Origin of the sequence: Nonlabens spongiae, from assembly GCF_002117125.1 — a bacterium.
GTDB classification, from domain to species: Bacteria; Bacteroidota; Bacteroidia; order Flavobacteriales; family Flavobacteriaceae; genus Nonlabens; species Nonlabens spongiae.
Genome location: NZ_CP019344.1, coordinates 1,352,705 through 1,379,024 on the forward strand (window position 1 = coordinate 1,352,705; position 26,320 = coordinate 1,379,024).

Genomic DNA, 26,320 nt, shown 5'->3' on the forward strand with positions numbered 1-26,320 from the left:
GAAAACCACAGATAATATCAGAAATGATTATGCATTATTCAAGCTTACGAGCCAAGAGCCAAGAGCCAAGAGCCAAGAGCCAAGAGCCAAGAGCCAAGAGCCAAGAGCCAAGAGCCAAGAGCCAAGAGCTAAGAGCTAAGAGCTAAGAGCTAAGAGCTAAGAGCTAAATTTCAAAAAAGTGCTTTAAATTCAAATCATGAAATTGAAAAGTTGATTTTATCCCCTCACAATCCTCAAGACTCAAAGCGCGTAGAACATCGCTCACCGCTATCCCAAAGATTCTTACTTTTAAACCAAAGAAAAACTCGATGAAGAATTTAGTTGTGCTGACTGGTGCCGGAGTGAGCGCCGAAAGTGGCGTGAATACGTTTAGAGACGCGGGCGGTCTCTGGGAAGGACATGATGTGATGGAGGTGGCTTCACCACAAGGATTTGCACGTAATCCAGAACTGGTTTTGGACTTTTATAATAAGCGTAGGGCGCAACTTAAAGAAGTTGAGCCTAACGAAGCACATTACTGCATCGCTGGCCTGGAGCGTAATTTCAATGTGTATATCATCACTCAAAACGTGGACGATCTTCATGAAAGAGCCGGATCTTCTAGGGTTTTACACCTGCACGGCGAGTTGCTGAAAGCACGTTCCTCAAAAACGGATGACCATGTTATTGAGCACCGCGATGATATTTCCATGGGCGATAAAGCCGCTGATGGTTCACAATTGCGACCGCATATCGTGTGGTTTGGCGAGGAAGTTCCCATGATGGATCGTGCCGTTGAAATCGTTCAACAAGCCGATATTCTGATGATTGTAGGCACATCACTGCAAGTGTATCCTGCCGCGGGACTTCGCAATTTTATTGCTTCACATGTACATACCTACTTGATCGATCCAGCTCCAGCGGTCAGTTCAAACGATCGACTAACGGTTATTTCCAAAAAAGCCACGCAAGGTGTGCGTGAGGTTGCAGACCTGATTACTCAGTTTTAATGTCGCCAGAAGATCTACATCAGCAGCTCAAAGCACTCAAGGCGTACAAAAAAGAGCGGGTGCGACTGGGTAAAGCAGCCGTTGAAGGAAATCTGCTACCCGATCTGATTAAATTGTGTAAGGCATCGAGTAAAGTGTCGCACCAAGCTTGCTGGTGTCTAGAGCAATCGTTTTTGCTTTTTGAAAAAGATTGCTATCCACACCTGTGTGATATTGCTAGACTATACGAGCAACCTATTGACAGCTCAGGAATGCGATCCCTCACTAAGATTGCCAGTATTTGTTGCAAAAAGTTTTACAGCCCACGACCAAATCAGATCAAATCATTTCTTAACGAGCGAGATCGAGCTGCCATGGTAGAAGGATGTTTCAGGACTTTGCTGGAACATGAGGGTAAAACTGCCAACCAGGCATTTGCTACACGGGCGCTTTTTGAATTGGGTAAAGAATTTGAATGGGTTCATGAAGCGCTCTTAGAGCAAATTGAACGAATCATGAGTCAAAATCCGCAGAGTGGATATCGAGCTGTGGCGAAAGAAGTATCCCAGAAAATTCAGCAACTCAAGAATCGATAAACGCTATTTCCTCAAGCCATTTAGCACTTAAAATCGTATCATTGTAGGCTTTAAAGAAAGAGCCATGCCCAGTACTTTACAAGCCATATCTCCCATAGACGGCAGATACAGAAACAAAGTAGATACACTTGCAAATTACTTCTCCGAGTTTGCCTTAATAAAGTACCGTGTACTGGTTGAAGTGGAGTACTTTCTAGCCTTGAGCGAAAGCGGTATTGAGCAGCTACAACCACTCTCTGAACAACAGCAGCGAATTTTTAGAGATTTATACAAGGATTTCACCGAGATTGATGCCCAGCGTATCAAAGATATTGAGAAAGTCACCAATCATGATGTAAAGGCTGTAGAGTATTTTATCAAGGAAAAGATTGATGCCTTAGATTTAGATGTAAATAAAGAATTCATCCATTTTGGTCTCACTTCGCAGGACATCAATAACACGGCGATCCCGCTTTCCCTAAAAGAAGCGTTGAGCGAAGTGTACATTCCAGAACTAGAGAAGCTTATTGCTCAAATTGAGGATTTGGCAAATGACTGGAAAGACATCCCCATGCTGGCACGCACCCATGGGCAACCTGCCTCTCCTACCCGATTGGGAAAGGAATTTCAGGTGTTCGTCACCCGACTGAAAAAACAGCTTGAAGTTTTAAAACGGGTTGATCACTCAGCTAAATTTGGTGGAGCAACGGGTAATTACAACGCGCATCACGTGGCCTATCCAGCAATCGACTGGAAAGCTTTTGGGACGCGCTTTGTGGAAGAGAAACTAGGACTCAATCACAGTTTTCCCACCACTCAAATTGAACACTATGATGATATGGCGTCGCTTTTTGATGCACTTAAAAGAATCAACACCATCATCATAGATCTGGATCGAGACATTTGGACTTATATTTCCATGGATTATTTCAAGCAAAAAATCAAAAAAGGAGAAATCGGTTCCAGCGCGATGCCGCACAAGGTCAACCCCATTGACTTTGAAAATTCTGAAGGGAATCTCGGGATTGCCAATGCCTTGCTCGAACACCTTTCTGCAAAGCTCCCAGTATCACGATTGCAAAGAGACCTGACAGATTCAACTGTGTTGCGCAACGTGGGCATGCCGTTAGCTCATGGACTGATCGCCTTCAAAGCGACTCAAAACGGACTTTCAAAGCTATTATTAAATGAGAGCAAACTTCAGGAAGATCTAGAAAACAACTGGGCGGTAGTAGCCGAAGCCATTCAAACCATTTTGCGACGTGAAGCTTATCCTAATCCTTATGAAGCACTCAAAGAGCTTACACGCAAAAACACAAAAATCACTCAGCCCAGTATCGCAGATTTCATAGATACATTAGAAGTTTCTGATGATTTGAAAAAACAAATGAAAGCGATCACTCCCTCAAATTTCACGGGTATCTGAAACGTTAAGCATCTGACAATTGATTGTAGTTTAAGAAATGTCCTACACCTCTTAAGGTAAATTAGCCCAAAAAACTATTATGGGCTTAATTACTATTTTACTGAACATTTTTCTTCCTCCATTGAGTGTTGCTTTGAACAAAGGCATAGGAATGGATTTATTGATCAACATCCTACTTACTATCCTTGGTGTTATTCCTGGAATCATCCACGCCTTTTACGTAACCAGTAGATAAAATAACAAGCGGAATTCTGAATTAATAAGTAATTTTAGAATTCCGCTAACATTTTGAGCTAAATAATCAGCTAATTTTATCAAAAAGGTAAAAGATGAAGAGAATTACTATTATTTTGAACATTCTGGCTCCTCCTTTAAGCATTGCTCGTAAAAAAGGAATCACGAGTGATGTAGGTGTGAACATTCTATTGACGCTGTTATTTATTGTCCCTGGAATATTACACGCATTTTACATTAATTCACCTGCCCGATATTATTAAAGCTTTTTAGCTTCATTCCAATAAACGTCGAGTTCTTCAAGGGACAATTCATTAATAGTATTCCCAGATTTTTTTACAGCATTTTCTAAATAGCTAAAACGCTTAATAAACTTTTTGTTAGTTCGCTCTAGAGCATCTTCTGCATTTAGACCTAAATGCTTGCCATAATTCACGAGAGAAAAAAGTACATCTCCATATTCTGCCTCCATAGCATCTTTATTGCCTCTAAGGACTTCCTCTTCTAACTCCTGAAGTTCTTCTTCTAGCTTTTCTTTGACCTGTTCTGGTCGTTCCCAATCAAACCCCACTCCAGCGACTTTATCCTGTATGCGTTTACTTTTCACTAAAGCTGGTAAAGAGGCTGGAACGCCATCAAGAACACCCTTTTTACCCTTACCTTCCTTTAGTTTTATGGCTTCCCAGTTTGCTTTAACATCTTCCTCGTTAGCGACTTCTACATCGCCATAAATATGTGGATGACGATGAATCAATTTTTCACAGATACCATGAGCCACGCTCGCCATGTCAAAGTCTCCCGTTTCTGATCCTATTTTGGAATAGAAAACTATGTGTAATAGCAAATCACCCAGCTCATTGGCAATTTCTTTCTTGTCACCTTCCAGAATAGCATCCCCCAACTCATAAGTTTCCTCAATTGTAAGATGTCTCAACGATTCCAGCGTCTGCTTCCGATCCCACGGGCATTTCTCCCGCAACTCATCCATGATATCGAGCAACCTATTAAATGCTGCTAATTGTTCTTCTCGTGCGCTCATATTATCGTATTAGTTTTAAAGTTCTCGCTTTCGCGAAAGCGTAACCAACTAATTTATTCTACAAAGGACAGCTGGCCTTAAAAATTAAACTGTTCTCTTGGGCTAAGATCTCATAAGAGCATCCAGCAATCGTAAAGAAAGCTTCACCCTTAGAAAGATTCAAATAGTCATCAGCGTTAACCTGAATAGCTCCTTCCAAAACAAAATGGATTTCAAGAGAACTAGATTTGACCGCAAACCTTTCATTCTTCTCAAGTTCAATTTTACTCAATTGAAAATCCTCAACAGGAGTTTGATAGACTGTTTCGTGATTATCATTTAAAATATCACCTTCAAAAACATTGGGAATCGTCTCACAGAATTTCACCTGACTGAGCAACTCCGGAATATCCATGTGTTTTGAAGTCAATCCAGCTCGCAGTACATTATCAGAATTTGCCATGAGCTCGATGTTCTGACCTTGAAGATATGCATGTGGGACACCTGCGTCTTGAAAAATTGCTTGCCCTTTCTTCAAGTGAACCAGATTGAGAAAGAAAATAGAATAAATACCCTTATCTATTTTATCTGGTGAACAAAATGACCTGAAGGCTTTTACCGCCCAGTATTCTGGTTGATTTTTTGATAGCTTCCCAGCATCAAAATCTGACTCGAGCTCTTCTAGCAAAGGCTTCAAAGTTTTAAGAGTAGCTTCATCATCTTCCAGCATCACCGCGCAATAAAGTCCTTCATAACCATCTTTCTCAAATACGGACATTAGATGATGCAACTCTGGGTATCCTAAAAGGATTTCCTTAATTTTTTCCGATGATTTAAAGCCATGCAACAACCAGAAATCGCTCAGTGCCACCATAATCTCTGGTTTATGATTATCGTCTTTATAATTACGATGAGCAGCATCACGAGGAATTCCCAGCGCCTCTTCTCGTGCAAAACCTTCTTCTGCTTGAGGTTTGGAAGGGTGTACTTGAATGGAGAGCATATTTTTTACATCAAGCACCTTAAATAAATACGGCAATCGATGGAAACGTTTATAAACTCGAGCTCCAAGAATCGTTTTTGGATCAGTATTAATAAAATCTACTAGTTTATTCTCGTTCACCTTTAAGGTAGATGACGCATTAGGGTGCGCGCCCAGCCAGTATTCAGCTACAGGCTCATCCGTAACTTTTTGACCTAGTAGTGATGGGATAAATACATTTCCACCCCATTTATAATCTTGGAGCTTTCCTACCAGTTTGTAAACAGATTTATTAGGAAGATTCTTATTGATCTCAGACATGAATTGGGATACATCTAAGCTGGCAAATTTAAGGCAGAAGGATTAGAATAACTTTGAAAGCTTGATGGTTATCAAAGTCAAAAATTTTAAAAAGCCAGAACTCAAAAAAACGATCCTTCACTAAAAAGCCGTGCCGCCAGCCGCGAGCGAGCTTACCGACGTGAGTCGGGAATCTGAAGCTGTCATTTTTAGGCATAAAAAAAAGCCTGAACAAATAAAATGTTCAGGCTTCAAGTCGGGGTGGCAGGATTCGAACCTGCGACCTCCTGCTCCCAAAGCAGGCGCGATGACCGGGCTACGCTACACCCCGAGTTGCAGCTTTAAAGGCTTCAACTGCAAAATCTTATCTGCGGAGAGACCGGGACTCGAACCCGGGCAGCGCTTGCACGCTGACAGATTAGCAATCTGCTCCGTTACCACTCCGGCACCTCTCCTAATATTTTTAAAGAACTTGCTCCTATTTCTAAAAGCGGTTGCAAAGATACATCTATAATCGGTTTGCGCAAATTATATAGACGTGAGATTTGATATTTTTTTGAGCCTTTTTCAGCATCTCAAATCTACTTATTCCACCTACTTCATAATCAGTAGAATAGTTAATCTCGCTGATTAAAACGGCATATCATCATCTGGAATGCCGAATGCATCGCCTGGCGAAGCTGTTTTACCTGCACCAAATGGATCAGGCTTGTTTGTATCATCATTTGCGGCATTCATTTTTGAACCAAACTCGTCTGGCTGGAAATAGTCGTCGAGATTATCAAACTTACCGAACTGACCCAAGAACTTCAACCTGATAGCGTCTGTAGCACCGTTACGGTGTTTTGCCACGATAAACTCGGCTTGATCCTTTGTGGGTGAGCGATCATCATCATCCCACTCCTCCATATTGTAATATTCTGGTCTATAAATGAAAGATACAATATCTGCATCTTGCTCAATCGCTCCAGATTCCCTTAAGTCAGAAAGTAGAGGGCGTTTTGAACCACCACGAGATTCAACTGCACGTGATAACTGCGATAGGGCAATGACTGGAACATCAAGTTCCTTAGCGAGTGCCTTTAAATTTCGTGAAATGGTGGAGATTTCCTGTTCACGGTTCCCATTTTTGTTTCCGGTATTTGCGGTCATCAACTGCAAATAATCAATCATAATGAGTTTGATACCATACTGTGAAGCAAGTCTTCTACATTTTGCGCGTAAGTCAAAAATGGAGAGTGACGGCGTATCATCAATGAAAATAGGAGCTTGCTCTAAGTCTTTCACCTTCACGTTGAGTTGTTCCCACTCAAACGGCTCCAGTTTACCAGTTCTAAGTTTTTCTGAACTCAAACCTGTTTCTGAAGATATCAAACGAGTAATCAGCTGCACAGAACTCATCTCTAAAGAGAAAAAGGCAACCGGAGTGTTACTACCCACAGCAATATTTCTCGCCATACTTAATGTAAAGGCCGTTTTACCCATACCAGGACGTGCAGCAATAATGATCAAGTCACTCGGCTGCCAGCCACTGGTTAAGCGATCCAGATCTGTAAAACCAGTTGGGATACCACTTAGTCCATCACGGTTTGCAATTTCCTCGATACGCTCCTTTGCCTGACGCACGAGATCCATGGCGGTCTCCGTACTCTTTCTGATATTTCCCTGAGTGACCTCATAAAGCTTAGACTCTGCCTTATCTAAAAGGTCAAAAACATCTGTTGCTTCATCGTAGGAATCATTAATGATCTCAGTAGAGATTTTGATCAAACTTCTCTGGATGAATTTTTGCAAAATAATGCGCGCATGAAACTCAATGTGCGCTGTGGAACTTACCAGTTGTGAAAGCTGAACCAGATAGTGATCCCCTCCTATTGCATCTAGTTTTTTATCCTTACGTAACTGAGCACTCACTGTAAGCAAATCGACAGGACTACCCGATTTAAATAAGGTATCAATGGATTCAAAAATAGACTGATGAGCTTTATGGTAAAATGCCTCTGGAGTCAGGAGGTCGATTACCTCATCCACACCCTTACCATCGATCATCAATGCGCCCAGCACAACCTTCTCAAGATCCAGCGCCTGTGGCGGCACCTTACCTTTTTCTAAGGTAACTACTGAGGTATTTTTTGAGTAAGATTGAGTGAGTTCCTTTACATTTTCCATAGTGTGCAAATGTAGTGGTTATGAAAGATGACGCTTTCGCGAAAGCGTAACAATTCAACAGATTTACCGATAAAATCGGTTCACAAAATGTTGAAAAGTTTCCATGAATTTTTTCTTACATGTTAGATCGCTAGAACTCATGGGAAAATCGATTTTTAGAAGTTTTTAAGAAGGTTGATAAGTTTTCAACGCACAAAAAAACCGCTTACAATAATAAGCGGTTGTATCTATTTTTAAAGCTTTATTTTAAGCTTTGAAAACACCCATTTTTGAGTATTTATTCATGCGCTGTTCAACAAGTTCCTGGGCTGACAAATCCTTCAACGACTCAAAATGCTTAGTTATCGATTCTGCAACTGATTTATAAACGGCCTCACGATCTTTATGCGCCCCACCTTCTGGTTCTTTAATGATTTCATCAACCAACTTGAGCTTTTTCATATCAGTAGAGGTCAATTTAAGCGCAGATGCAGCTTCCTCTTTATGCTCCCAACTTCTCCAAAGGATAGAAGAACAAGATTCTGGCGAGATGACAGAATACCAAGTATTTTCAAGCATGACTACCTTATCGCCTACACCTATTCCCAGCGCACCACCGCTGGCTCCTTCGCCTATGATCATCACGATTATAGGGACTTTAAGACGCGTCATTTCTAAAATGTTGCGGGCTATAGCCTCTCCCTGACCGCGCTCCTCTGCCTCAAGACCTGGATAAGCACCCGGAGTGTCGATAAGCGCTACAACCGGTATTCCAAATTTTTCAGCGCTCTTCATCAAGCGTAATGCCTTGCGATAACCTTCTGGATTTGCCATACCAAAATTGCGGTACTGGCGCGTTTTTGTATTGTAACCCTTTTGCTGGCCAATAAACATATAACTCTGTTCGCCTATCTTCCCTAAGCCACCTATCATGGCTTTATCATCCTTAACATTGCGGTCTCCATGTAGTTCTAACCAGGTATCACCGCATATCGCTTTTATATAGTCTAGCGTATATGGACGACTAGGATGACGAGACATCTGAACGCGCTGCCATGGGGTAAGATTAGAATAAATCTCCTTACGTTTTGCCTTCAGCTTCTTTTCAATCTGTTTTATGGTAGAGTTTACATTTACCTCACTTTCAACACCTAGCTCAATCGTTTGCAGGTATTTTTCTTCTAATTCCTTTATAGGGAGTTCAAAATCTAGGTATTCCATTTAGGTCAACTTCTCATTTAGGGGAAAACAAATATAATAAAGCTTATAAGGTTCTATGGTATTTAAATAGCAAAGCAATACATGTGATCGATGTTTTCTGTCAGGTTCAACTTGTATTTTGAATATCTCGCTTTCGCGGAAGCGGAACAAATAACCTAAAAATCAAATTTATAAACAGCTCCACCCATCACTTGCAAGTTCTGGACTGGGTAACCTTGATACAACTGATAGTTACCTCCTGTAAGATTATTACCTCTCAAGAATGCCGAAAGTTTAGGATTGATCTTGTAGCTCACATCTAAGTTCAAATCAACAAATGAGTTCAGATTCTCTACTCCTGATCCAAAACGGTAGGCCTCACGCTCGCCTACAAAGTAGAGGGTTGATCCTATGTTCCACTTTTCATTAATTTCATAATTTGCTATCAAATCACCTTTAAACTCTGGTAGATTTGAAGCTACATTTTCAAATGCATCCCCATTTTCTACATCGTAGTTGAGATAAGTTCCTTGAAGAGTGATATCTAGACCACTACCGCTGCTGTAGGTCAATGCACCGCCTAAGCTCAAAGTATTCAAATCAGCATACCGGTTGTAAAATACATTTCCAGATTCCCATGGCTCCGGATTATCGACTGCGATTCTGATTCCGGTATCGGTTACATAAAGATTTCGGTTTTTTTCAATCTTGTAGCCTCCATACAATCGATAGCCAAATTGATTAGTCAACATTCCCTTGATTCCTAGCTGTGCATCAAGCTGGCGGTCAGTAGGCGCAACAAGTACGGCAGGTGCTAGGAATATATTATCTTCTGTAAAAGATGCTAAGCTGTTCAGATCCAGCCCACCACCTATAATCGTATATGCGTTGATGAAATTCTCCACCAAAATGTAGCTGGCATTTATGTCTGGATATACTTTAAACTCACCTTCAGAATTCTCGATATCCTGAATATAATTCAATCGCGCACCGAGCTCTGCTTTGTACATGTCGCCATAAAGATTGATGCTTGGGTTCAAACCAGCGTTGAAATAACTATAATTTTCTGGTACTTCATCAAGAATTCCTTGGGTACCAAATGATCCCGAGAGGTATTCTAGCTCACCATTAAACTTTACCTCAGTCTCCATGATCTCAAACATCAATTGTGGTCTCGCTTCCACTAAGAATTCAGAAGCATCCTCACCAGAACTAATTCCACTCACTTGCACTTCAATCTTCTCAAAAACCTGATCGAAAAATTCAGCACGACCGCCTAGACCGTAGTTGATATAGCTCAAACCTACATCGCTATCCTCTGTTAACGGATTGAGAGCATCTTCAAAATCTCCATACCAGTTTGCCGTACGATAGCGACCACCACCAGTCACACCCCAATTCATATTTCTGGACCTAGAACCGTAGCTTAAATCTAGTGCGGTGTCCGAAAAACCATTATCTGCCTCAACTTCATCAATGCTTCCTTGGGAAGAGTCATGATTAAAGAACACACCAAAATCCTGATCACGGTCGATCTCAAAATTACCTGCAAATTCTCCGAGCACGTTCACATAATTCCCTAAGCCCAGTCGAGCGTAGTTATCATAATACTTAGCTCGCTGTCTTGGACGTAATCTATTCAGACCAGGCTTTGTAGGTGTAAAAGTACTTGCCACAGGAATCGAAAAAATCCTATAGGTCACAGGTTTCTTTTTGACCTTTGTGGTATCGTTGATTTGTGGTACGCTGTTTACTTTAAACGCATCACTGATGGTAGGATCATAGGCTTTTACTACGGTGATCGTCCCACCATTTAAGCGATCTTCTTCTTCCTGCTCTTCTGTCTTTTGAGCGTATCCTAGGGAAACAAAGCCTGATACAAGGACCGCTAACCAAAATTTATTATCGATTTTCATAAAATGCTTTGTTTAGTTTTTTGGAGAAATGGAACTGTTAGTCTTTGCTTCTTCAGCTCGTATTTCAGTCAATGTTTGACGAGCTTCAGCTACTACTTCTGGATATTTTGAAAAGTTTTTGATCACGGCTTCTAAGATTGTTGTTGCGTTGAGGGTCTCTCCTTTAGCTTGATAGCTTTTTGCCATCAACACAAGAGCCTTTGAACTCCAGAGCTTATAGCTTCCGTAGTTTTTTGTCAAAGAGTTCCCAGCAGATATAGCTCCATCATGATCGCCGTCTTTATTTTTAAAGTAGGCCTCATAATAAGCAGCTTCCGCCGCAAGGCTACCAGTAGCATCTGCTCTTAGGTTTTCATAAGCGGTGCGCGCAGCAGTCTCATTGCCTTGTTTCCAATTAGATCGTGCGATGATAACTTGTGCATCTGCTTTAACCTGCGTATCTGCTCCAGTAGATTCTAGAACCTTTTGAGCATAAGCTGCCGATTTATTGTAATCTTCAAGTTCGTAATATCCTTTCATCAAGTTGGATTGTGCGTAAATCACATTCTGAGGGAAATCTGCATTTTGTTCCAGTTTTAATAGAACGGGAATTGCCTTCTGATAATCTTTTGCATTCAAGTGTATTTCACTCAAGCGAGCCAATGCTGGTTCTGTAAATTCATTACGCTCTTTGCTGGCTACATATTGAAAATGCGAGACACTCTCTTGTTTACGGTCTTCAGAAAATAATGCTTGAGCCAGATAAAAGTGGGCTTTAAGTGCGTACTTTCCATTAGGAAATTGATCAAGGTAGGATTGCATACCATTAATCGTGGCCTTCATGTCGCCTCTTAAGTAAGGACGCTCTGCACTCTCGTAGGCCGTGTCATCCAGCTCGTTATCGGTAACTTCAACTCCATCGAGTGATCTCACCCAAACTGCGTAATCGTTGGTATTACCTTGGTCGATGTAAACCTGTCTCGCACTACTGATCGCTTGGGTTGCCTGCGGCGTTCCTGGATAGCGCGCTACAACAGCTTTAAAGACTTTCAGGGATTCTGCGAGTTGGTTATCATTGTATAACTGCAGACCCTTGCGCATCATCGCCTTTGAGGTATAGGAACTGTTAGGGAATTCTTGAATAAGCTGATCGTATGCAGCGATCCCTTCATTTACTCGACCCTCATTGATGAGCGTATTCCCGAGTTCATACATCACGTCATCGCGATACTTTGAGCGGCCATAATTCTGAATAAAATCCCTTAAGTCTTTGATCTTAGAATCGACCTTGTCCACAAATCCGTAAGAAATGGCTTTTTGAAAAGCGGCATAATCTGCATTATAGCCTCCCGCTTTTATGGACTTATTGTAAGCCTCCATCGCGGGATAGTATTTTTTGGTCACATAATTTGCATCCCCTATTCTTAGAAGTGCATCGTTCAACCTTGTCCTATTGGTTTCTGCGGCATCACTCTTCACGAAAGTTGTGAACGCATTAATAGAATTATCGTACTCCTTCAATTTGAAATAGGTATAACCCAAGTCATAGAAATACATATCATCTTCTTCTATAGCAACGTTGCTGGCACCTGCATTTTTAAAACTGGCCAGTGCTGCAGAAAAATCATTGATCTGATAATAACTTTCTGCCTTCCAGAACTGCGCTTTTTTCTTCAACTCCTCATCTGTACCGTAATTCAGCGTTTTATCAAGGTTTGCGATGGCTTTTTTGTAGTCGCCATTAGTATAATCTGTAAGGCCTTGATACAAAGCTACCTTTGCATAGACATTTTCATTTCCTTTGATGCGACCGTCTTCTAGCAAGGCCATGGCTTCTTCATAATTCTTTGACGAGAAGTAAGAATCGATCAAGAAAGTTCTCATTTCTTCCTTGTTCTCATTCTCAGGGTATTTTTCCAGATAGTTCAAGATTACCTGAGGCGTACTTTCATAGGGATTTCCGGTCTCGTAACTGAGCTTAGCGTAGTTGTAGTAAGCGTCTTCTTGAATTTCAGCATCAAAATCAAGTTCGCTAGCCAATTTGAATGCGTTGAGTGCATCTTCATTACGATCTAATTTGATATAACTCTGTCCTAAATGATAATAGGCATTTTGAGCCGTTGCGTTTTCTCCATCGATGATTTTGTTGAAGGTCTCGATTGCTTTCTCAAAATCATTGGTTTTATAGTATGCATATCCTAGCTGGTAATAATCGTTATTATTCCATTTACCACGAGTTCCTTCATATTGCTCTAAAAAAGGCATGGCCTCAGCATACTTTTCTTGATTAAACAGCGACTGCCCTATGATACGATTGAGTTGTGATTTCTCATTACGATTGGATTTAGGCAACTGTTCTTGAGCGAGACTGATCGCCTTATCAAAGTTCCCCAATTTATAATTGAGATCTGCCTGATAATAAGAGAGCTTTTGATCTTCTTCTGGCGAGGCATCCACTTGATCAAAAAGGTCGCTTGCTTCCTGCAGCTCGTCACCTTCATAGGCGATGTAACCGAGGTAATATTTGGCTTTTGCGCCATACTCTTCCGTATCACTCACGCGGTTAAGGAAAGGCTTTGCTTCATCATATTTTTTGGCCTGTACCAGAGTGTAACCAGTGTTGAAGTTGTAACGGTTCATTTGCTTTCGCGAAAGCGTGCTCTTATCTACCTTAGTATACCATTTTGAAGCCTGTCGATATTTACCATTATCAAAGTAGTAGTCTGCCACGTCTATGATTGCAGAGTTGCGTTTTGTTGAAGCGGGATATTGCTCGACAAATTTCTCGATCAGCGCATCTGCATTACGCTGATTGAGTCTTACCGCACAGTTTGCTATATAATAGGAAGCATTTCCTTTAATGATCTCGTCATCAGTTTCTGTGCGCACTTCTTCAAAAAGCCGTTGTGCAGCAGTGTACTGATCCTCTTGATATAAGTCGAGAGCCTGGTTGTAAGCGGCCAGCTGGTCTGTGTAGACCTTAGACTGCTGACCATTTACAAGCGCGATGCCGCTCAGGGACAAGGCTATAGCGATAAATAGTTTTCTCATGGGCGTAAATGTCTTAGCTTGGGTAAAATTAGAATCTTACCTAGGGATAACGACGTAATGGCTGTTTAATTATTCATAATGTTTTACACAGCAAAGGCTAACTTTTTTCCTACAAGGTAGCTTCGGCTCCGCTCAGCCACCTTGGCCTCAGTTCGACTCCATGGTTATTGAGCGAAGTCGAAATGCTCAGCCATCTTTGTGCGAATTGAATTTGCTTTGTTCAATTCTTTTGAGCAATGACTAACTTTGAACCAGTTCTGTAAGGCAACTTCGACTCCGTGGTCGTTGAGCGAAGTCGAAATGCTCAGACCCTTAAAAGAAATGAGTTTTACAGAGTTTTTTCTTTTGAGCTATATCTAAATTTGAAAGTTCAAAATCGATTATGCCCCACACTCCATTTTTCTCTGTAGCTATTGCCGTTTATAATAAGGAGAAATACATTGTGGAAACAATGGAAAGCGTGCTTGCGCAAGATTTTGACGATTTTGAGGTAGTTGTTGTAGATGATGGGAGTACTGATCGCAGCATGGAACTAATCAAAAACATGAAAAATGATCGTATTAGAATTTTCACTCAAGAAAACCAAGGAGCGTCCGCAGCGCGGAACCATGCTATAGCAAAATGTTCTGGAAAATATATTGCCCTGATCGATGCCGATGATCTATGGACACAGCATCACCTGTCAGACATCAAAGAGTTGATTCAGACTTTTCCCGAGGCGCAACTTTTTGCGACTCATTATGAGGTGATGTACACGCCTCACTATAAAGTGGAAGCTAACTATTCAGTTGAAATTAGTAAAAGAACTGTTATGATTGATGATTACTTTGCGGGAAGTATGCAGCGATCACTGATCACATCATCATCAGTTGCATTTACGCGAGAGGCTTTTGAAAAGGCAGGAAAATTTGCTCCAGATATTAAAAGCGGTGAAGATACTGATTTGTGGATACGTCTAACCCTAGAATACCCCCTAGCTTTTCACCTTCGCAATTCAACAACCTACCGAAGTTTTGCCGAAAACAACTTAACAAGCCAACTGCTCGTTGAAGAAAGCTCAAAATTACTCAATAAGTACAAAGAGCAAGAGCAAAGCAATCCATCACTTCAAAAATTCATGAACATGAATAGGTTTGCGGTGGCTATTTATGCAAAGCTGGGTAGTAATGACAAAATCTTCCGTTTAATTCTACCAGAAATAAGCAAGGAGGATCTCAACTTCACGCAACGGTTACTACTCAAGATGCCGTCTAAGATGCTGATTTTGATGAAGAAGTGGCAGTTGTGGTTGAACAGCAAACGGATTTATCTAACCGCATGGGATTAAGGAATCAAAACGCTACCACTTATCTGTACTTACTCGAGAAAGCTCGCAACTCCCTAAAGAGTCACATCATATTTAAAACTATACTTTGTAATAAGAAAAGATGTTTTCTGAGATATAGCTGATTTATATTAATCAAAAAATCAGCATCTTTGTTTCCTTGCGTGTTTTTTGCAAGAATAAATTTTATGCTTAACTATGCCTGAGACCGTACTAGATCTTAATGGAGTTGATATTTTTCAGCGAGACAATCTCATTCTCAAAAATGTGGATCTTCAAATTGAGAAAGGAGAATTTGTCTACCTCATCGGTAAGACGGGAAGCGGTAAGAGTAGCCTTATGAAAACGCTGTATGGGGACATTCCACTCAAAAAAGGTAAAGGTTCCATAGTAGATTTTGATTTGGCCCGCTTGCGCGAAAGAGAGATCCCTCACCTGCGTCGTAAACTGGGAATCGTCTTTCAAGACTTCAAACTTTTACCCGATCGTACCGTTCAGGACAATCTAAAATTTGTACTCAAAGCTACCGGCTGGAAGGACAAAAAGCAGATGCAGGCTCGCATGGATGAAGTGCTCGATAAAGTAGGCATGAAAACCAAAGGCTTCAAATATCCTCACGAACTCTCGGGTGGCGAGCAACAACGTGTCGCCATTGCACGGGCTCTCTTAAATGAACCTGAACTCATTATTGCAGACGAGCCCACCGGTAATCTTGACCCACAAACTAGTGTGGAGGTGATGGAAGTATTACAAACCATCAATAAAAATGGCAATACCATCCTTATGGCAACCCATGATTATGCACTCATTCTCAAATACCCATCCAAAACACTGAAATGTGACGATGGTGAAATTTTTGAGGTGGTTCAACGGGCGGTTTAATGTTGTTTCATGATAAGCATTTGCATACCATGTTATAATGACAATCCATCACACTTGGTAGAAAGTCTTATGAAGCAAATGGACTCTGTCCAAGAGTTTACTGAAATCATCATATATGATGATGCATCGCAACAGGTGTTTGAAGATATCCCACATCCTAAAATAAGAATTTTACGCGGTGAGGAGAATATAGGTGATTATGCAGCTAGGAAGTTATTAGCAAATAAATCAAGCAATAGATATATTCTTTTTCTTGACGCTGATTTAGGTATGGCAAAAAATGATTTTTTGAAGGTTTACGCTGAAGCTTGCCATACCAACTACGATGTGATCTATGGAGGTATATGTTATTGTCAGGATAAACCTGAAAAATCTCAAATCCTTCGGTGGAAATATGGAAAAAGCCGCGAGGAGAAAAAAAATATTCCTCGCGAAAAGCTTTACGAGTGCTTTGTTTCAGCCTCATTTTTAGTAGATAAAGAATTTTTCCTGTCTATTACTGAAAATCAACTACCTAACATTTACGGATCAGATCTTTATCTAGCTGCCCAATTCAAGCGCGAGAAAGCAAGTATCAATTTTATTCATAACCCTATATGCCATAAAGGGTTAGAAACAAGTATAGAGTTTTTAGCAAAATCTAAAACCGCAGTTTTAGCTACTTATATATTGATGAAAGATGAGGTAATACCACACGATCATAGACCGATTCAAAGAGCTTACCTTTTATTAAAGAAAATGAAGTCGACTTTAATAATATCTAAAACAATTAGTTACTTAGAAAAATATCTCACTAGGAATCTTTTATCCCGTGAGCCACGTTTACTGTTTTTAGATATGATTAAATTAAATGAGTATATCAAACTTGCTAGAAGCAAACCTGAGAATTCATTAATCAAACAGTAAAATCTAACCTGCCTGAACGATTTTCTCAAATTCCTCTTTTTCCCTAATATAATCTTCCTCCTCAAATTCATGAGAGGCTAGAACTAGACAAACCGCTCCGCTTGAGAAATCAGTCAGTTCCCGCCATATCATGCGCGGAATTAATAGGCCTTTGCCTGGCTTGTTGAGATTGACTGTTCTAGTTTTTTTACCATCATCGAGTGCGACGGTAAAACTTCCAGAAACAGCAATCAATAGCTCCTGACATTCCTTATGCGCGTGACCGCCACGGTAAGAGTCGCTTGGAACATCGTACAGGTAATACACCCTATTAACTTTAAAAGGAATTGTTTCTTTTTCAATCACCCCCAAGTTACCTCTGGGATCTGCAATTTTGGGAATATCTATGAGTTGGATTTCCATAAAATCAAATATAAGATCATTTCTTTTGTTGAATACGGTGTCCCTCAAATCCCGACCAGTAATCATTTGCACCGCGTTGAAAAACATTATGCTTATCAAATAATTCTTTCAATCCATTTACCATTCCCTTGCGCCACAAAAAAAACGTGTATTTATAATTTAAATAAGTGGCTTTCAAAATGCCTTGCCTTGCAGCTAACGCTCCACGGGCGTAGATCAACCGGTCAGAACTGGCTTCATCACTACTGGTAGTCGGATCATGAATCACGATTTCCTCAGGAACAAATCGCACTTTCAAGTCACGTTGAAGAGCTTCTTCAAAAAAAACATAGTTCTCACTATCTTGAAATTGCGCACCCAACCCAAACCGTAAATCAAAATCCAAATTCACACCTTTAACCAAATCTATTTTACACGTAATTTCAGGAGACAGTACATTTTTCAATAATTTCTTTCCCAAAATTTTAGACACTTTAGGATATTTCCAAAAAGGCTTGCCATCATTTCGTCGCCTGGTTTGGAAGGTCAAAATGGCTTCATCATAGGTTGTATGAGATGCTGCGATTCTATCTGTTGCACCCTCAACCACTTCACAATCATCGTCCAGAATCCAGATCAAAGGTTTGCTGGCGTATTTAAAAGCCATGTTTCTGCTGCGACTCAAGCCAAAATTAATATCGTTAAGTACTCTGATATTCTCTTGGTTGCTTTCCAACTTAAAATTTCTGGATTGATTGATAATTAGGATATTTTCCACAATCTGATTCAGGGGCTTATTAAAAATGGCCTTTAAAAAAGATAGGTCCTGCCGCTCCATGGTAGCTATAAGAATTTCTACATCATCTTTAGTATAACGTGGCAAGGCAGTATCTTTAGCTCAAATATACTAACTTCATCCTCACCCTTTCATGCGCATTTTGCTAGTAGGAGAATATAGCGGTTTTCATAACGCGCTCAAACACGGTTTAGAAACACTGGGGCACGAGGTAACGATCGTGGGCGATGGTGATGGATTCAAGAATTACCCTGTTGACATTAAACTTTATGACTCTGATTTTGAAAAAAGCTGGTTCAAGCAGAAATTTAGAAATCTGATCAAGAGATTCACTAAAAAGGATTTACGTGATGCAGTGGTGTTATCTCGCTTTCGCGAAAGCGAAAACCTCCTAAAAGATCACGACGTCGTACAATTCATAAATTCAAATGCGTTCAATACAGAAGCCACCACGGAGCGGAAAATGATTGATTTTCTCTTAGAAAACAATTCAAAAAGCCTACTAGTAGCATGTGGCGATGATACAGATTATGTGCGTTACTTGGTAAATGATCATGAGGGATACAGCATTTTAGACCCTTATAAAAACGAGGTAGTGCCTAAAGCTGGTGAGATGTACACCTTGAGATATCTCAAGAAGGAATATGCAGCAAATTATGAACTGATCAAAGCTCAAAGCTCAGCGGTGGTTCCCAGCAATACAGATTATCGCATGCCACTAGTAAACGACCCTAAAGCTACCCCTATTATACCGGCTCCCGTACAAACTCACAGATTAAAACTAGAGCAGAATGAGGATTTGAGTACCATAAAAATTTTTATGGGGATCAATAGGCACAATTACTGGAAAAAGGGAATCAATTATTTTAAGGAGGCACTTAAGGTCATTCAAAAAAAATATGGCGGTAGAGTTGCAATCAAAATAGCCGAAAACCTCCCTTATGCTGAATATATAAAAAGCTATAAAGAATGCCATATATTTTTAGATCAGGTCTTGTGCTATGATCAGGGCTACAATGCTCTTGAAGCGATGGCGATGGGTAAAGTTGTTTTTGCCGGAGCAAGTAATTTATACCTGGAAGCACATGGTTTGAATGAAATCCCGGCAATAGACGCAAAACCTGATGTCGATTATCTAATAGATAAAATATCAGAACTCATAGATCAACCTGAATTAATTCTTGAAATAGGGAAAAAAGCTCGGAAACATGTATTGGAATATCATGGTTGCAAGAGAATTGCTCAGAAATACGAGAAGATTTATTTATCGTAAATATTTTTTACGAAGATCTGAGACCGTCTCATTCCATTTTAAATAAAAAAGATGGATAGCCCTTTAGGCTTTCTGCACTTTTCATTTCATCTATAGATACCTTTTGCAATTTTTGATCATAACACGATGTGTAAAATGATAAGTCCTCTATAAGCCTATTGATTTTTTGTTCCACGGTATTTTCGGGAATGAATGTGGGATGAATACTCAACCATAAAACAGGTTGATGTTTTTTTAGATAATCAACCATATCGTGGATCAAATCAAACTCGGCTCCCTCGACATCTATCTTGATCATTTTGATTGCATCTAGATTACAGTAGGCTCTAATGCGGTCCCAAGTCATGACCATTGCTTTAAAAATTTCTTTGCCCGAGTGATCAGTGACCATGCTGGTCATGGTATCTCCCAGCTTTTCGCCAGCACTGGACATGGTGGTTGTCCCATTAAAATGACCTACCGCGATATTAAAAGCATGAATGTTTGTTGCTTTATTGAGCCTAATGTTCTTAGTGAGATTATTGAAAGCTACCGGATCTGGCTCAAAACAAAATACCTCGGCACATTTTCTGGATGCATAAAGAGCTGTAGGTCCGGCCCAAGCTCCTATATCCACATAAATATCTCCCGCTTCTAAATTTTCTTTCAAATAAATGAAGGTTTCTGGTTCCCAATCACCATTATTAACGTTTTTCCAATACCCGATATCACTGGTCTCAACATGAAATTTTTCTCCATGAACCTTGAATGGGTAACCTCCCCTTAAATTATAGATGGCTTTACGTAAACCGCGTGCTTTTTTCTTTAGAAATTCCATAAGCGATGGACTTACTTATTCTTCCATTGGATATCAATCCCGGGAAAGTCTGTAGCAGCATCTTCTTTTGCCTGACCGGGAATCATAAATTCCTTTTCCATGACGATGTCAAGATCATCGTTGAAATAAAATAACATCGTTTCCTCTCCGGCATAGTCACAAATGGCTAATGCGTGAATTTCTAAAGTGGTTAAGAATTCATCCTTCACCTCCTGTGGAGTGGCAAATTCATGATAGTGAAGCACTTTTGCTCCATTGAAATAATCAAAGTCTTCCAGGTATATTTGATCTGCCATTGTAGTTCAGGTTAGTTGATTTGTGCTCGTAATTCATCAAGATAGTCAGTGGTTTTAAGTAAACGAGAGCCATACCATGAGAACATCTCACCATCGACTACTAAAATCTTGGGATCCACATTAGGTTTTACGGGATGCATGGGCGGCGCAAGTCTAAATGCTTCTTCAAACCGTTGTTTATGCTCTTCTTTAAACGGATAAGGTTCAGAGGATAAGAAAATCAAATCTGGTTGCAGCTTAATGATCTCTTCCATGGTTAGTTCAGGGTACCGACCTTTATCGGCTGCAGCGTTCACTAATCCAGATCTAGATATAATATCGTTTATGAAGGTGTTTTCTCCCACGACCATAAAAGGATCTTGCCAGATTAAATACAATACCTTCTTCTGATCCAATTTTGAAAAATTATTGAAGGACATTTTTAGCTTTCGCGAAAGCGATTTTGCCTTAAAACTGGTGCCAGTTAATACACCTAAATCGTTAATCATCTCTGCCGCCTGATCTAAATCATTCACATCAGAAACGTAAACGGGTGCAATCTGATCGCACATTTCAACAATCTCTGGGGTATTCTCTTCTTTGTTACAGATGATCAAATCAGGCTGAAGCTCATAAAGCCGCTCGGCGACCACCTTTTTTGTACCTCCTACCACGGTAATTTCATCAGTCAGTCCCGAAGGATGGATGCAGAATCGAGTAATTCCCACCAGCCGATCTTTAAGACCTAGGTCTACGAGCAATTCCGTTTGTGACGGTACTAGAGATATGATACGTTGAGGCAATTCAGCTAGTTCCACGATGCGGTCCAGCTGATCAGTTATTTTACAAAACATTAATCCAAGGCGTTTTTTGTGACCCACAAGCGATAGCCAAAAACTGCCATTTGCAGCTTGCTGGCTTTAGTCAGATCAACTTGCTTTTTTGAATAGCTGGGCAGTAAAGCCTTGTTGATCTTTGCGAGGGTTTTGAAAAGTTTTTTCTTCACCTACCAAAGGTAAGGATTGCCTTATGAAGATTAGTTAATTCTTATTCAAAACGTTATATGCGATGTGCTGTAGGCTTTAAGCAATAAGCGGTATGTGGTATGTGGTATGTGGTATGTGGTATGTGGTATAAAAATCTATAATCAATTTGACTAGCTCATAGCGCAGTGAGCTGGGAGCAAAATGGCAAATCCTTTCAAGTTTTCAAATTGGAATTCATTGAGCTCATAGCGCAACGCTCAAAGCTCAGAGCGCTTTACCCTCAGACTATATCGATCTGGACGTCATCACTGGTTTGCGACCGTCTTTGTAATAGGTAAATGTTAAAGACTGAATCTCGTTGTCGGCTTTGATTGTGTAGGTGCTTCCCTCAAAGTCGACTTTAAGCTTAATCAATCTACCATCACGTTCACGATAGGTTCTAATATCCAGTTCATAACCTTGATCTTCAATTTCTTTTGCATACACCTCTAGCATCTCACGACTGAAATCCATCAAAAAATCAGAGCGTTTTATCGATTGGTCTTTTTTATACTTAGCTTTTGGCTCATCAAAAATGATGTATTGAGAACCTGATCCATAATCACGGACTTTATCCATCTCTAGCAGCTTTCCATCGTAGTCGATAATTACTACTCCATTCTCAGCTTTTTCACCGTATTTGATTATCGCATCGTCATTATTCAACACAGAAACAGATTTTATCTTATTTTCATCTAGTTTGCTCATCATGTCAGCAGAATAGGTTTTGCCATTGATGATTGCAATAGGCTGAGCTCGATTGTACAATGGTTGTGCATCTGTATGATAAGCGATGATATCGGTCGAGCCATCTGCTCTTTTAAAGGTGAATTCTGGAATCTTGATACTGTCTATCTGTTTACGAATCTTGGCAAGCTTGAGACTATCGGAAAACTGTAACTTTAGTTCGCTCAAATCCATAGAAATTTTCATGCTATCCAATTTCGACTTTAGATTTTCTAGATCGATGCCCTCCATTTGAAAATTTATGTCCATCATTAAGGAGTCCAGATCTATTGCGGCAAGAGAAAAAGCTTTCATGGTCGAGTCCATGTTAATCTGAGCTGACCTTCCTTGAGCCGCGGCAAGTTTGACTTGAGCTTCTGCAAGTTTTTCATGTAGTTTGGCGTCTTTCATAACGATATAAGCATCTTGAATTTGTTCATTTGCAGCACCATATGCTTGAATGTTTGAGCAGTTACCTACCTCCCATTCTACCTTATCATCATTCTTCTTTCTTACGATGCAGACAGCGCTGATACCGTTTGAGGTGTCGTGATCATGTTTTGAAGTAAAGCCTTTGCCATCATCTAGCGTAAACTTGAGGTGCACGAGTTTCCCGTTTTTGTATTTTGCTTTTTTCAGATCCATGGACACGCCCAGTTCTTCCAGCCTTTTGACTTTGTCATCCAGTTGCTCGCGATCCGTATCTTGAGTGATTTTGATGATGAGAATTTCATCTTGAAGATCACGCTGACTTGAATTCCGACCATTCAAATCTGATGAGCCAGATACTGGTTCTTTCGGGATCTCTGAAAGGTTTTCTTCTTTCTTATCATCTGAAAGAACATCAACTAATTCAGTTTTGTTTGAATTTAGACTTGCACGGTTTTCGGGCGTCATTATTTCAGGATTGTCTGACTTTAAATACTCGACTTTTTCTACTACGTTAAAGCTGTAGAGAAAAACAATAATCACTGGTAAAATCAAGGCATATTTATACGCGTGCCAGCGTGCTGAAGTTTCTTTTTGTAACATGATGATTCTTTTTTTAATGGAGGGTGTGAAAAAGTTATTGGCTAGCGCGGGTTGCGGCTGACTGGCGAGAACGCTCAACAGCGTGCGCTCATAGCTGATGCTACTGGTGTTTGCTGCTTTTGCCTCGGCGTCTGCAATGAATTCCAGATTTTCGGTGATCTGTCGCTTGATCCACCACGCCAGCGGATTGAACCAAAACACCGCTCGATAGAGATTAGAAATTATCACATCGAGAGAATGCCATTGTCTAGCGTGGACTTTCTCGTGATCGATGATCAAATCAAATTCTGGGGTTTTCTTCTCATGTTTAGAATGACAGATGTAGTGGAAAAAGCTGAATGGAGTTAGCTTTCGCGAAAGCGAGACCAAGAAAAACTGCCCAATTCTTACCTTCTCTCCAGATCTGATCAAGCGTGCCAGTGAGGTGAGCTCTATCGCAATTTTACCGAGGAAGAATAGTCCGATAGCGGCATAGAGACAATAGAACAAAGTTGTGAAGTCAAAACCTGTTTCTAGAATGGGACTGACCTCTGGTCTTTGCTCCAGCACGTAAGCCGTAGGTGTGTAAAGTGTTGTAGGGATCGTTTCAACGGGCATCGGTGCGCTTACATAAACGGTTTGTGTGATCTCAATGAGTGGAAAAATGATACTGGCAACCAGGCCGAATAGCAAGAAAAACCGATTGGCTTGAAAGAAGGTCAATCTTCTCAAAAGGAAATGATAGATAAAAACGAAAACGGCGAGTACTGCGGCACTTTTAAGTAGGTATGTGGCTAATTCTTCCATGGCTAGTCATCTTTTGATTCTATCATTTCCAGTATGTCCCGTAGCTCTTTGGCACTGATTTTTTCTTCTTTGGCAAAAAAGGAAACCATATTCTTGTAGCTGTTGTTGAAATAGCTGGTAAGCACATTATTCACAAAGGCGGTGCGGTAATTCTCCTTTTTAACAATGGGGAAATAACGGTGGGTTTTACCAAATGCCTCGTAACCCACATAGCCCTTATCTTCCAGTTTGCGCACAACGGTGGAAATGGTATTGTAATGGTTTTTACCTTCAAGTTCTGGAACGATTTCTTTGACAAAAGCCTTCTCAAGCTTCCAGAGTACTTGCATGACCTCTTCTTCTTTTTGGGTGAGCTTTTCCATCTCCTTTAATTTGATAGTTCAAACATATAACTATAAATCTAGTTTTCAAACTATTTTTATAGTTATTCAACTATTTTTTACGTTAAGGTATGCTAATTAAGTTTGAAAGTCTATTTTACTTTACTATTTGTAAAGTTTAATTTACATTTGGTTAAATTTTTGATCATGACTTCTAAATTTCTATTTGCTCATCAACATCGGCTTTGGTCGTCCTTGCTATTCATTATTAGCTTCTTAGCTTTGATTTTTGTGGATTTTTACGACTTCAGACCTGAAATTTTTGATGTTGTTGTTTTTTCTCCTTTTGAAAAAGATCACATGTTTAGTGATATTACCGGTAACTACTGGCAGGGCAATAATGTTCTCGATGAAATTCTAACGATAATTGCTATCGTGTCGGGATTGATATGGGCATTTTCTAAAGAACGCATAGAAGACGAAATGATCTCTGAACTCAGAAAGCAATCCCTGATTTTATCAGTTTACATTAACTATGGATTCTATATACTTGCGACGATTTTCGTTTATGGAATGGATTTCCTAAAAGTTTTAATGCTTAATGTTTTTACCGTTTTGATATTTTTCCTCATCATATTCAACTGGAAAAAATACCAACTCAAAAAATCCAGTGATGAAGAATAAGATCAAGGTCTATCGCGCGATGAACAACATGACTCAGCAGGATCTGGCAGACAAAATTCAAGTAAGCCGTCAAACGATTAACAGTATCGAAAAGGGAAAATACGTCCCCTCTACTCTACTGGCGCTAAAAATGGCCTCAATTTTTAAGGCAGGTGTTATGGATATTTTTGAGATTGAGGAGAGTGATTGGGGGAAATGAAATTGAAATTGAAGTTGAAAAGTGTAGAAAGTTCTATACATGTGTCAATTTGAAGGACGTGATTTTATAAATAGGACTTCTGATCTTTATGTTGTGATTGATAACCTATTCGTGCATGTAACCCACAACTGGTAATTTTCAACTAATCGTCGAAACCCTTTCCCCTGACCCTATAGGGTAGGTTTTCTATTATCCTGATTGAATTCAGCAAGGCACATTCAAAGCTGCTCCCTTTGGGGCTTGGGAATTTGGTGTAAGCTTTATGCTTTATAGCTGTTCCGTGTCCAATTCGACGAATTGAGTGCTTGCAACTCACAACTATCAACTTGCAACTGGCAACTGCATCCTGCTACTGCCTACTGTCAAACGAAAACCGCTAACTTTGCCCCATGCGCATAGATATTATCACGTTACTTCCAGAGTTAATCAAAAGTCCATTTGAGGCTTCTATCCTTAAAAGAGGAATCGAAAAAGGAATTGTAGAAGTTCACATGCATGACTTGAGGCATTATGGACTCAACAAGTATAACCAGGTAGACGATTATCAATATGGCGGTGGTGCTGGAATGGTTATGATGATTGAACCTATAGATCGATTGATTCAGGACCTAAAAGCAGAAAGAGATTATGACGAAGTCATATATATGACTCCAGATGGCGAAACTTTGAATCAGGGAATAGCAAATCAGCTTTCACTTAAAGAGAACCTCATCATTTTATGCGGCCATTATAAAGGAGTTGATCAGCGTGTGCGTGACCTTTTTGTTACCAAAGAAATTTCCATAGGCGACTATGTGCTTTCTGGCGGTGAATTGGGTGCTGCCGTTCTGTGTGATGCTGTCATCCGCTTGATCCCTGGAGTTATTTCTGATGAGACTAGTGCGTTAACAGACAGTCATCAAGATGGATTACTCGCCCCACCAGTCTACACCAGACCCGCAGAATACAAAGGACTTAAAGTTCCAGAGATCCTGCTGAGCGGACATGCTGGTAGAATAGAAGAATGGCGTGAGGAACAAGCTTTTGAGCGAACTAAAAAACGCAGACCAGATATGTTAAAAGACTGATCGGTTTTTCCATTATTCGCAAATCGGTAG

At 40.2% G+C, this 26,320-nt stretch carries 26 protein-coding genes and 2 tRNA genes; 12 read left to right on the forward strand and 16 right to left on the reverse strand.

Annotation, left to right across the window (positions count from 1 at the left end):
- Positions 1–308 precede the first annotated feature (308 nt).
- The 5 genes from BST97_RS06185 (at position 309) to BST97_RS06205 (ending at position 3,466) form a co-directional block, all read left to right on the forward strand.
- Positions 309–989 (forward strand): SIR2 family NAD-dependent protein deacylase, encoded by a 681-nt coding sequence (locus BST97_RS06185; RefSeq protein WP_085766417.1) that lies wholly within the window; start codon positions 309–311, stop codon positions 987–989.
- Positions 989–1,564: an adenylosuccinate lyase gene (locus BST97_RS06190; protein WP_085766418.1), complete on the forward strand. Its 576-nt coding sequence runs from the start codon at positions 989–991 to the stop codon at positions 1,562–1,564. Before BST97_RS06185 ends, BST97_RS06190 begins: the two co-directional genes overlap by 1 nt.
- 64 nt (positions 1,565–1,628) lie before the next feature.
- Entirely contained in the window at positions 1,629–2,969 is a 1,341-nt protein-coding gene (gene purB, locus BST97_RS06195; RefSeq protein ID WP_085766419.1) for an adenylosuccinate lyase, read from the forward strand.
- A gap of 79 nt (positions 2,970–3,048) precedes the next feature.
- Positions 3,049–3,204: a YqaE/Pmp3 family membrane protein gene (locus BST97_RS06200; protein WP_085766420.1), complete on the forward strand. Its 156-nt coding sequence runs from the start codon at positions 3,049–3,051 to the stop codon at positions 3,202–3,204.
- A gap of 94 nt (positions 3,205–3,298) precedes the next feature.
- Positions 3,299–3,466 carry a YqaE/Pmp3 family membrane protein gene (locus BST97_RS06205; RefSeq protein ID WP_085766421.1) on the forward strand — a complete coding sequence of 56 codons (168 nt, stop codon included), beginning with the start codon at positions 3,299–3,301 and terminating at the stop codon, positions 3,464–3,466.
- On the opposite strand, the gene mazG is transcribed toward BST97_RS06205, so the two are convergent.
- The 8 genes from mazG to BST97_RS06245 form a co-directional block, all read right to left on the reverse strand.
- On the reverse strand, positions 3,463–4,242 hold the full coding sequence (gene mazG, locus BST97_RS06210; RefSeq protein ID WP_085766422.1) for a nucleoside triphosphate pyrophosphohydrolase: 780 nt from the start codon (positions 4,240–4,242) through the stop codon (positions 3,463–3,465). The two genes, BST97_RS06205 and mazG, sit on opposite strands and share 4 nt — an antisense overlap.
- A gap of 58 nt (positions 4,243–4,300) precedes the next feature.
- Complete coding sequence (manA, locus tag BST97_RS06215) at positions 4,301–5,524, reverse strand: mannose-6-phosphate isomerase, class I (RefSeq protein WP_085766423.1); 1,224 nt, start codon at positions 5,522–5,524, stop codon at positions 4,301–4,303.
- A 235-nt stretch (positions 5,525–5,759) separates the two neighbouring features.
- Positions 5,760–5,834, reverse strand: a tRNA-Pro gene (locus tag BST97_RS06220).
- A 40-nt stretch (positions 5,835–5,874) separates the two neighbouring features.
- Positions 5,875–5,958, reverse strand: a tRNA-Ser gene (locus BST97_RS06225).
- Between the two features lie 175 nt (positions 5,959–6,133).
- Positions 6,134–7,672, reverse strand: a complete 1,539-nt coding sequence (gene dnaB, locus BST97_RS06230) for a replicative DNA helicase (RefSeq protein WP_085766424.1) — start codon at positions 7,670–7,672, stop codon at positions 6,134–6,136.
- A gap of 246 nt (positions 7,673–7,918) precedes the next feature.
- Positions 7,919–8,872 carry an acetyl-CoA carboxylase carboxyltransferase subunit alpha gene (locus tag BST97_RS06235; protein ID WP_085766425.1) on the reverse strand — a complete coding sequence of 318 codons (954 nt, stop codon included), beginning with the start codon at positions 8,870–8,872 and terminating at the stop codon, positions 7,919–7,921.
- A 155-nt stretch (positions 8,873–9,027) separates the two neighbouring features.
- The gene (locus tag BST97_RS06240) at positions 9,028–10,767 is read right to left on the reverse strand and encodes a TonB-dependent receptor (RefSeq protein ID WP_085766426.1); all 1,740 of its coding nucleotides are present in this window, start codon (positions 10,765–10,767) and stop codon (positions 9,028–9,030) included.
- Between the two features lie 12 nt (positions 10,768–10,779).
- The gene (locus BST97_RS06245; RefSeq protein ID WP_085766427.1) at positions 10,780–13,797 is read right to left on the reverse strand and encodes a tetratricopeptide repeat protein; all 3,018 of its coding nucleotides are present in this window, start codon (positions 13,795–13,797) and stop codon (positions 10,780–10,782) included.
- Between the two features lie 382 nt (positions 13,798–14,179).
- On the opposite strand from BST97_RS06245, the gene BST97_RS06250 reads away from it, so the two are divergent.
- The 3 genes from BST97_RS06250 (at position 14,180) to BST97_RS06260 (ending at position 16,909) form a co-directional block, all read left to right on the forward strand.
- Positions 14,180–15,124, forward strand: coding sequence for a glycosyltransferase family 2 protein (locus tag BST97_RS06250; protein WP_085766428.1), 945 nt, complete (start codon positions 14,180–14,182; stop codon positions 15,122–15,124).
- Between the two features lie 195 nt (positions 15,125–15,319).
- Positions 15,320–16,003 (forward strand): cell division ATP-binding protein FtsE, encoded by a 684-nt coding sequence (locus tag BST97_RS06255; protein ID WP_085766429.1) that lies wholly within the window; start codon positions 15,320–15,322, stop codon positions 16,001–16,003.
- 9 nt (positions 16,004–16,012) lie between these two features.
- On the forward strand, positions 16,013–16,909 hold the full coding sequence (locus BST97_RS06260; protein ID WP_085766430.1) for a glycosyltransferase family 2 protein: 897 nt from the start codon (positions 16,013–16,015) through the stop codon (positions 16,907–16,909).
- Between the two features lie 3 nt (positions 16,910–16,912).
- On the opposite strand, the gene BST97_RS06265 is transcribed toward BST97_RS06260, so the two are convergent.
- Both BST97_RS06265 and BST97_RS06270 read right to left on the reverse strand, forming a co-directional pair.
- Positions 16,913–17,311, reverse strand: a complete 399-nt coding sequence (locus tag BST97_RS06265) for a sugar 3,4-ketoisomerase (protein ID WP_085766431.1) — start codon at positions 17,309–17,311, stop codon at positions 16,913–16,915.
- 16 nt (positions 17,312–17,327) lie between these two features.
- A complete protein-coding gene (locus tag BST97_RS06270) occupies positions 17,328–18,173 on the reverse strand; it encodes a glycosyltransferase family 2 protein (RefSeq protein WP_085766432.1) in 846 nt (281 codons plus the stop codon).
- A 46-nt stretch (positions 18,174–18,219) separates the two neighbouring features.
- Here BST97_RS06270 and BST97_RS06275 point away from each other — a divergent pair, with 46 nt between their 5' ends.
- On the forward strand, positions 18,220–19,359 hold the full coding sequence (locus tag BST97_RS06275; protein ID WP_085766433.1) for a glycosyltransferase: 1,140 nt from the start codon (positions 18,220–18,222) through the stop codon (positions 19,357–19,359).
- A gap of 28 nt (positions 19,360–19,387) precedes the next feature.
- Here the strand turns inward: BST97_RS06275 and BST97_RS06280 are convergent, their stop codons facing one another.
- The 6 genes from BST97_RS06280 to BST97_RS06305 form a co-directional block, all read right to left on the reverse strand.
- Positions 19,388–20,176, reverse strand: a complete 789-nt coding sequence (locus BST97_RS06280; protein ID WP_085766434.1) for an FkbM family methyltransferase — start codon at positions 20,174–20,176, stop codon at positions 19,388–19,390.
- Positions 20,177–20,187: 11 nt separating this feature from the next.
- On the reverse strand, positions 20,188–20,472 hold the full coding sequence (locus BST97_RS06285; protein WP_085766435.1) for a hypothetical protein: 285 nt from the start codon (positions 20,470–20,472) through the stop codon (positions 20,188–20,190).
- 11 nt (positions 20,473–20,483) lie between these two features.
- Positions 20,484–21,305, reverse strand: coding sequence for an ABC transporter substrate-binding protein (locus BST97_RS06290; protein ID WP_085766436.1), 822 nt, complete (start codon positions 21,303–21,305; stop codon positions 20,484–20,486).
- Complete coding sequence (locus tag BST97_RS06295) at positions 21,305–21,457, reverse strand: SsrA-binding protein (protein WP_085766437.1); 153 nt, start codon at positions 21,455–21,457, stop codon at positions 21,305–21,307. The genes BST97_RS06290 and BST97_RS06295 overlap by 1 nt, the downstream gene beginning before the upstream one ends.
- 265 nt (positions 21,458–21,722) lie before the next feature.
- Positions 21,723–24,020: a M56 family metallopeptidase gene (locus tag BST97_RS06300; protein WP_085766438.1), complete on the reverse strand. Its 2,298-nt coding sequence runs from the start codon at positions 24,018–24,020 to the stop codon at positions 21,723–21,725.
- A 2-nt stretch (positions 24,021–24,022) separates the two neighbouring features.
- Complete coding sequence (locus BST97_RS06305) at positions 24,023–24,382, reverse strand: BlaI/MecI/CopY family transcriptional regulator (protein ID WP_085766439.1); 360 nt, start codon at positions 24,380–24,382, stop codon at positions 24,023–24,025.
- A gap of 165 nt (positions 24,383–24,547) precedes the next feature.
- Here BST97_RS06305 and BST97_RS06310 point away from each other — a divergent pair, with 165 nt between their 5' ends.
- From BST97_RS06310 to trmD, 3 genes are all read left to right on the forward strand, one after another.
- Entirely contained in the window at positions 24,548–25,024 is a 477-nt protein-coding gene (locus BST97_RS06310) for a hypothetical protein (protein WP_085766440.1), read from the forward strand.
- Entirely contained in the window at positions 25,014–25,223 is a 210-nt protein-coding gene (locus BST97_RS06315; protein WP_085766441.1) for a helix-turn-helix transcriptional regulator, read from the forward strand. Before BST97_RS06310 ends, BST97_RS06315 begins: the two co-directional genes overlap by 11 nt.
- 389 nt (positions 25,224–25,612) lie before the next feature.
- Entirely contained in the window at positions 25,613–26,290 is a 678-nt protein-coding gene (gene trmD / locus BST97_RS06320; protein ID WP_085766442.1) for a tRNA (guanosine(37)-N1)-methyltransferase TrmD, read from the forward strand.
- The last annotated feature ends 30 nt before the right edge of the window (positions 26,291–26,320 follow it).

What these genes read in the sequence shown, in the direction of transcription:
- BST97_RS06185 (WP_085766417.1), top strand. Translation starts at nt 309, where the DNA reads ATGAAGAATTTAGTTGTGCTGACTGGTGCCGGAGTGAGCGCCGAAAGT.
- BST97_RS06190 (WP_085766418.1), top strand. Translation starts at nt 989, where the DNA reads ATGTCGCCAGAAGATCTACATCAGCAGCTCAAAGCACTCAAGGCGTAC.
- purB (WP_085766419.1), top strand. Translation starts at nt 1,629, where the DNA reads ATGCCCAGTACTTTACAAGCCATATCTCCCATAGACGGCAGATACAGA.
- BST97_RS06200 (WP_085766420.1), top strand. Translation starts at nt 3,049, where the DNA reads ATGGGCTTAATTACTATTTTACTGAACATTTTTCTTCCTCCATTGAGT.
- BST97_RS06205 (WP_085766421.1), top strand. Translation starts at nt 3,299, where the DNA reads ATGAAGAGAATTACTATTATTTTGAACATTCTGGCTCCTCCTTTAAGC.
- mazG (WP_085766422.1), bottom strand. Translation starts at nt 4,242, where the DNA reads ATGAGCGCACGAGAAGAACAATTAGCAGCATTTAATAGGTTGCTCGAT.
- manA (WP_085766423.1), bottom strand. Translation starts at nt 5,524, where the DNA reads ATGTCTGAGATCAATAAGAATCTTCCTAATAAATCTGTTTACAAACTG.
- dnaB (WP_085766424.1), bottom strand. Translation starts at nt 7,672, where the DNA reads ATGGAAAATGTAAAGGAACTCACTCAATCTTACTCAAAAAATACCTCA.
- BST97_RS06235 (WP_085766425.1), bottom strand. Translation starts at nt 8,872, where the DNA reads ATGGAATACCTAGATTTTGAACTCCCTATAAAGGAATTAGAAGAAAAA.
- BST97_RS06240 (WP_085766426.1), bottom strand. Translation starts at nt 10,767, where the DNA reads ATGAAAATCGATAATAAATTTTGGTTAGCGGTCCTTGTATCAGGCTTT.
- BST97_RS06245 (WP_085766427.1), bottom strand. Translation starts at nt 13,797, where the DNA reads ATGAGAAAACTATTTATCGCTATAGCCTTGTCCCTGAGCGGCATCGCG.
- BST97_RS06250 (WP_085766428.1), top strand. Translation starts at nt 14,180, where the DNA reads ATGCCCCACACTCCATTTTTCTCTGTAGCTATTGCCGTTTATAATAAG.
- BST97_RS06255 (WP_085766429.1), top strand. Translation starts at nt 15,320, where the DNA reads ATGCCTGAGACCGTACTAGATCTTAATGGAGTTGATATTTTTCAGCGA.
- BST97_RS06260 (WP_085766430.1), top strand. Translation starts at nt 16,013, where the DNA reads ATGATAAGCATTTGCATACCATGTTATAATGACAATCCATCACACTTG.
- BST97_RS06265 (WP_085766431.1), bottom strand. Translation starts at nt 17,311, where the DNA reads ATGGAAATCCAACTCATAGATATTCCCAAAATTGCAGATCCCAGAGGT.
- BST97_RS06275 (WP_085766433.1), top strand. Translation starts at nt 18,220, where the DNA reads ATGCGCATTTTGCTAGTAGGAGAATATAGCGGTTTTCATAACGCGCTC.
- BST97_RS06280 (WP_085766434.1), bottom strand. Translation starts at nt 20,176, where the DNA reads ATGGAATTTCTAAAGAAAAAAGCACGCGGTTTACGTAAAGCCATCTAT.
- BST97_RS06285 (WP_085766435.1), bottom strand. Translation starts at nt 20,472, where the DNA reads ATGGCAGATCAAATATACCTGGAAGACTTTGATTATTTCAATGGAGCA.
- BST97_RS06290 (WP_085766436.1), bottom strand. Translation starts at nt 21,305, where the DNA reads ATGTTTTGTAAAATAACTGATCAGCTGGACCGCATCGTGGAACTAGCT.
- BST97_RS06300 (WP_085766438.1), bottom strand. Translation starts at nt 24,020, where the DNA reads ATGGAAGAATTAGCCACATACCTACTTAAAAGTGCCGCAGTACTCGCC.
- BST97_RS06305 (WP_085766439.1), bottom strand. Translation starts at nt 24,382, where the DNA reads ATGGAAAAGCTCACCCAAAAAGAAGAAGAGGTCATGCAAGTACTCTGG.
- BST97_RS06310 (WP_085766440.1), top strand. Translation starts at nt 24,548, where the DNA reads ATGACTTCTAAATTTCTATTTGCTCATCAACATCGGCTTTGGTCGTCC.
- BST97_RS06315 (WP_085766441.1), top strand. Translation starts at nt 25,014, where the DNA reads ATGAAGAATAAGATCAAGGTCTATCGCGCGATGAACAACATGACTCAG.
- trmD (WP_085766442.1), top strand. Translation starts at nt 25,613, where the DNA reads ATGCGCATAGATATTATCACGTTACTTCCAGAGTTAATCAAAAGTCCA.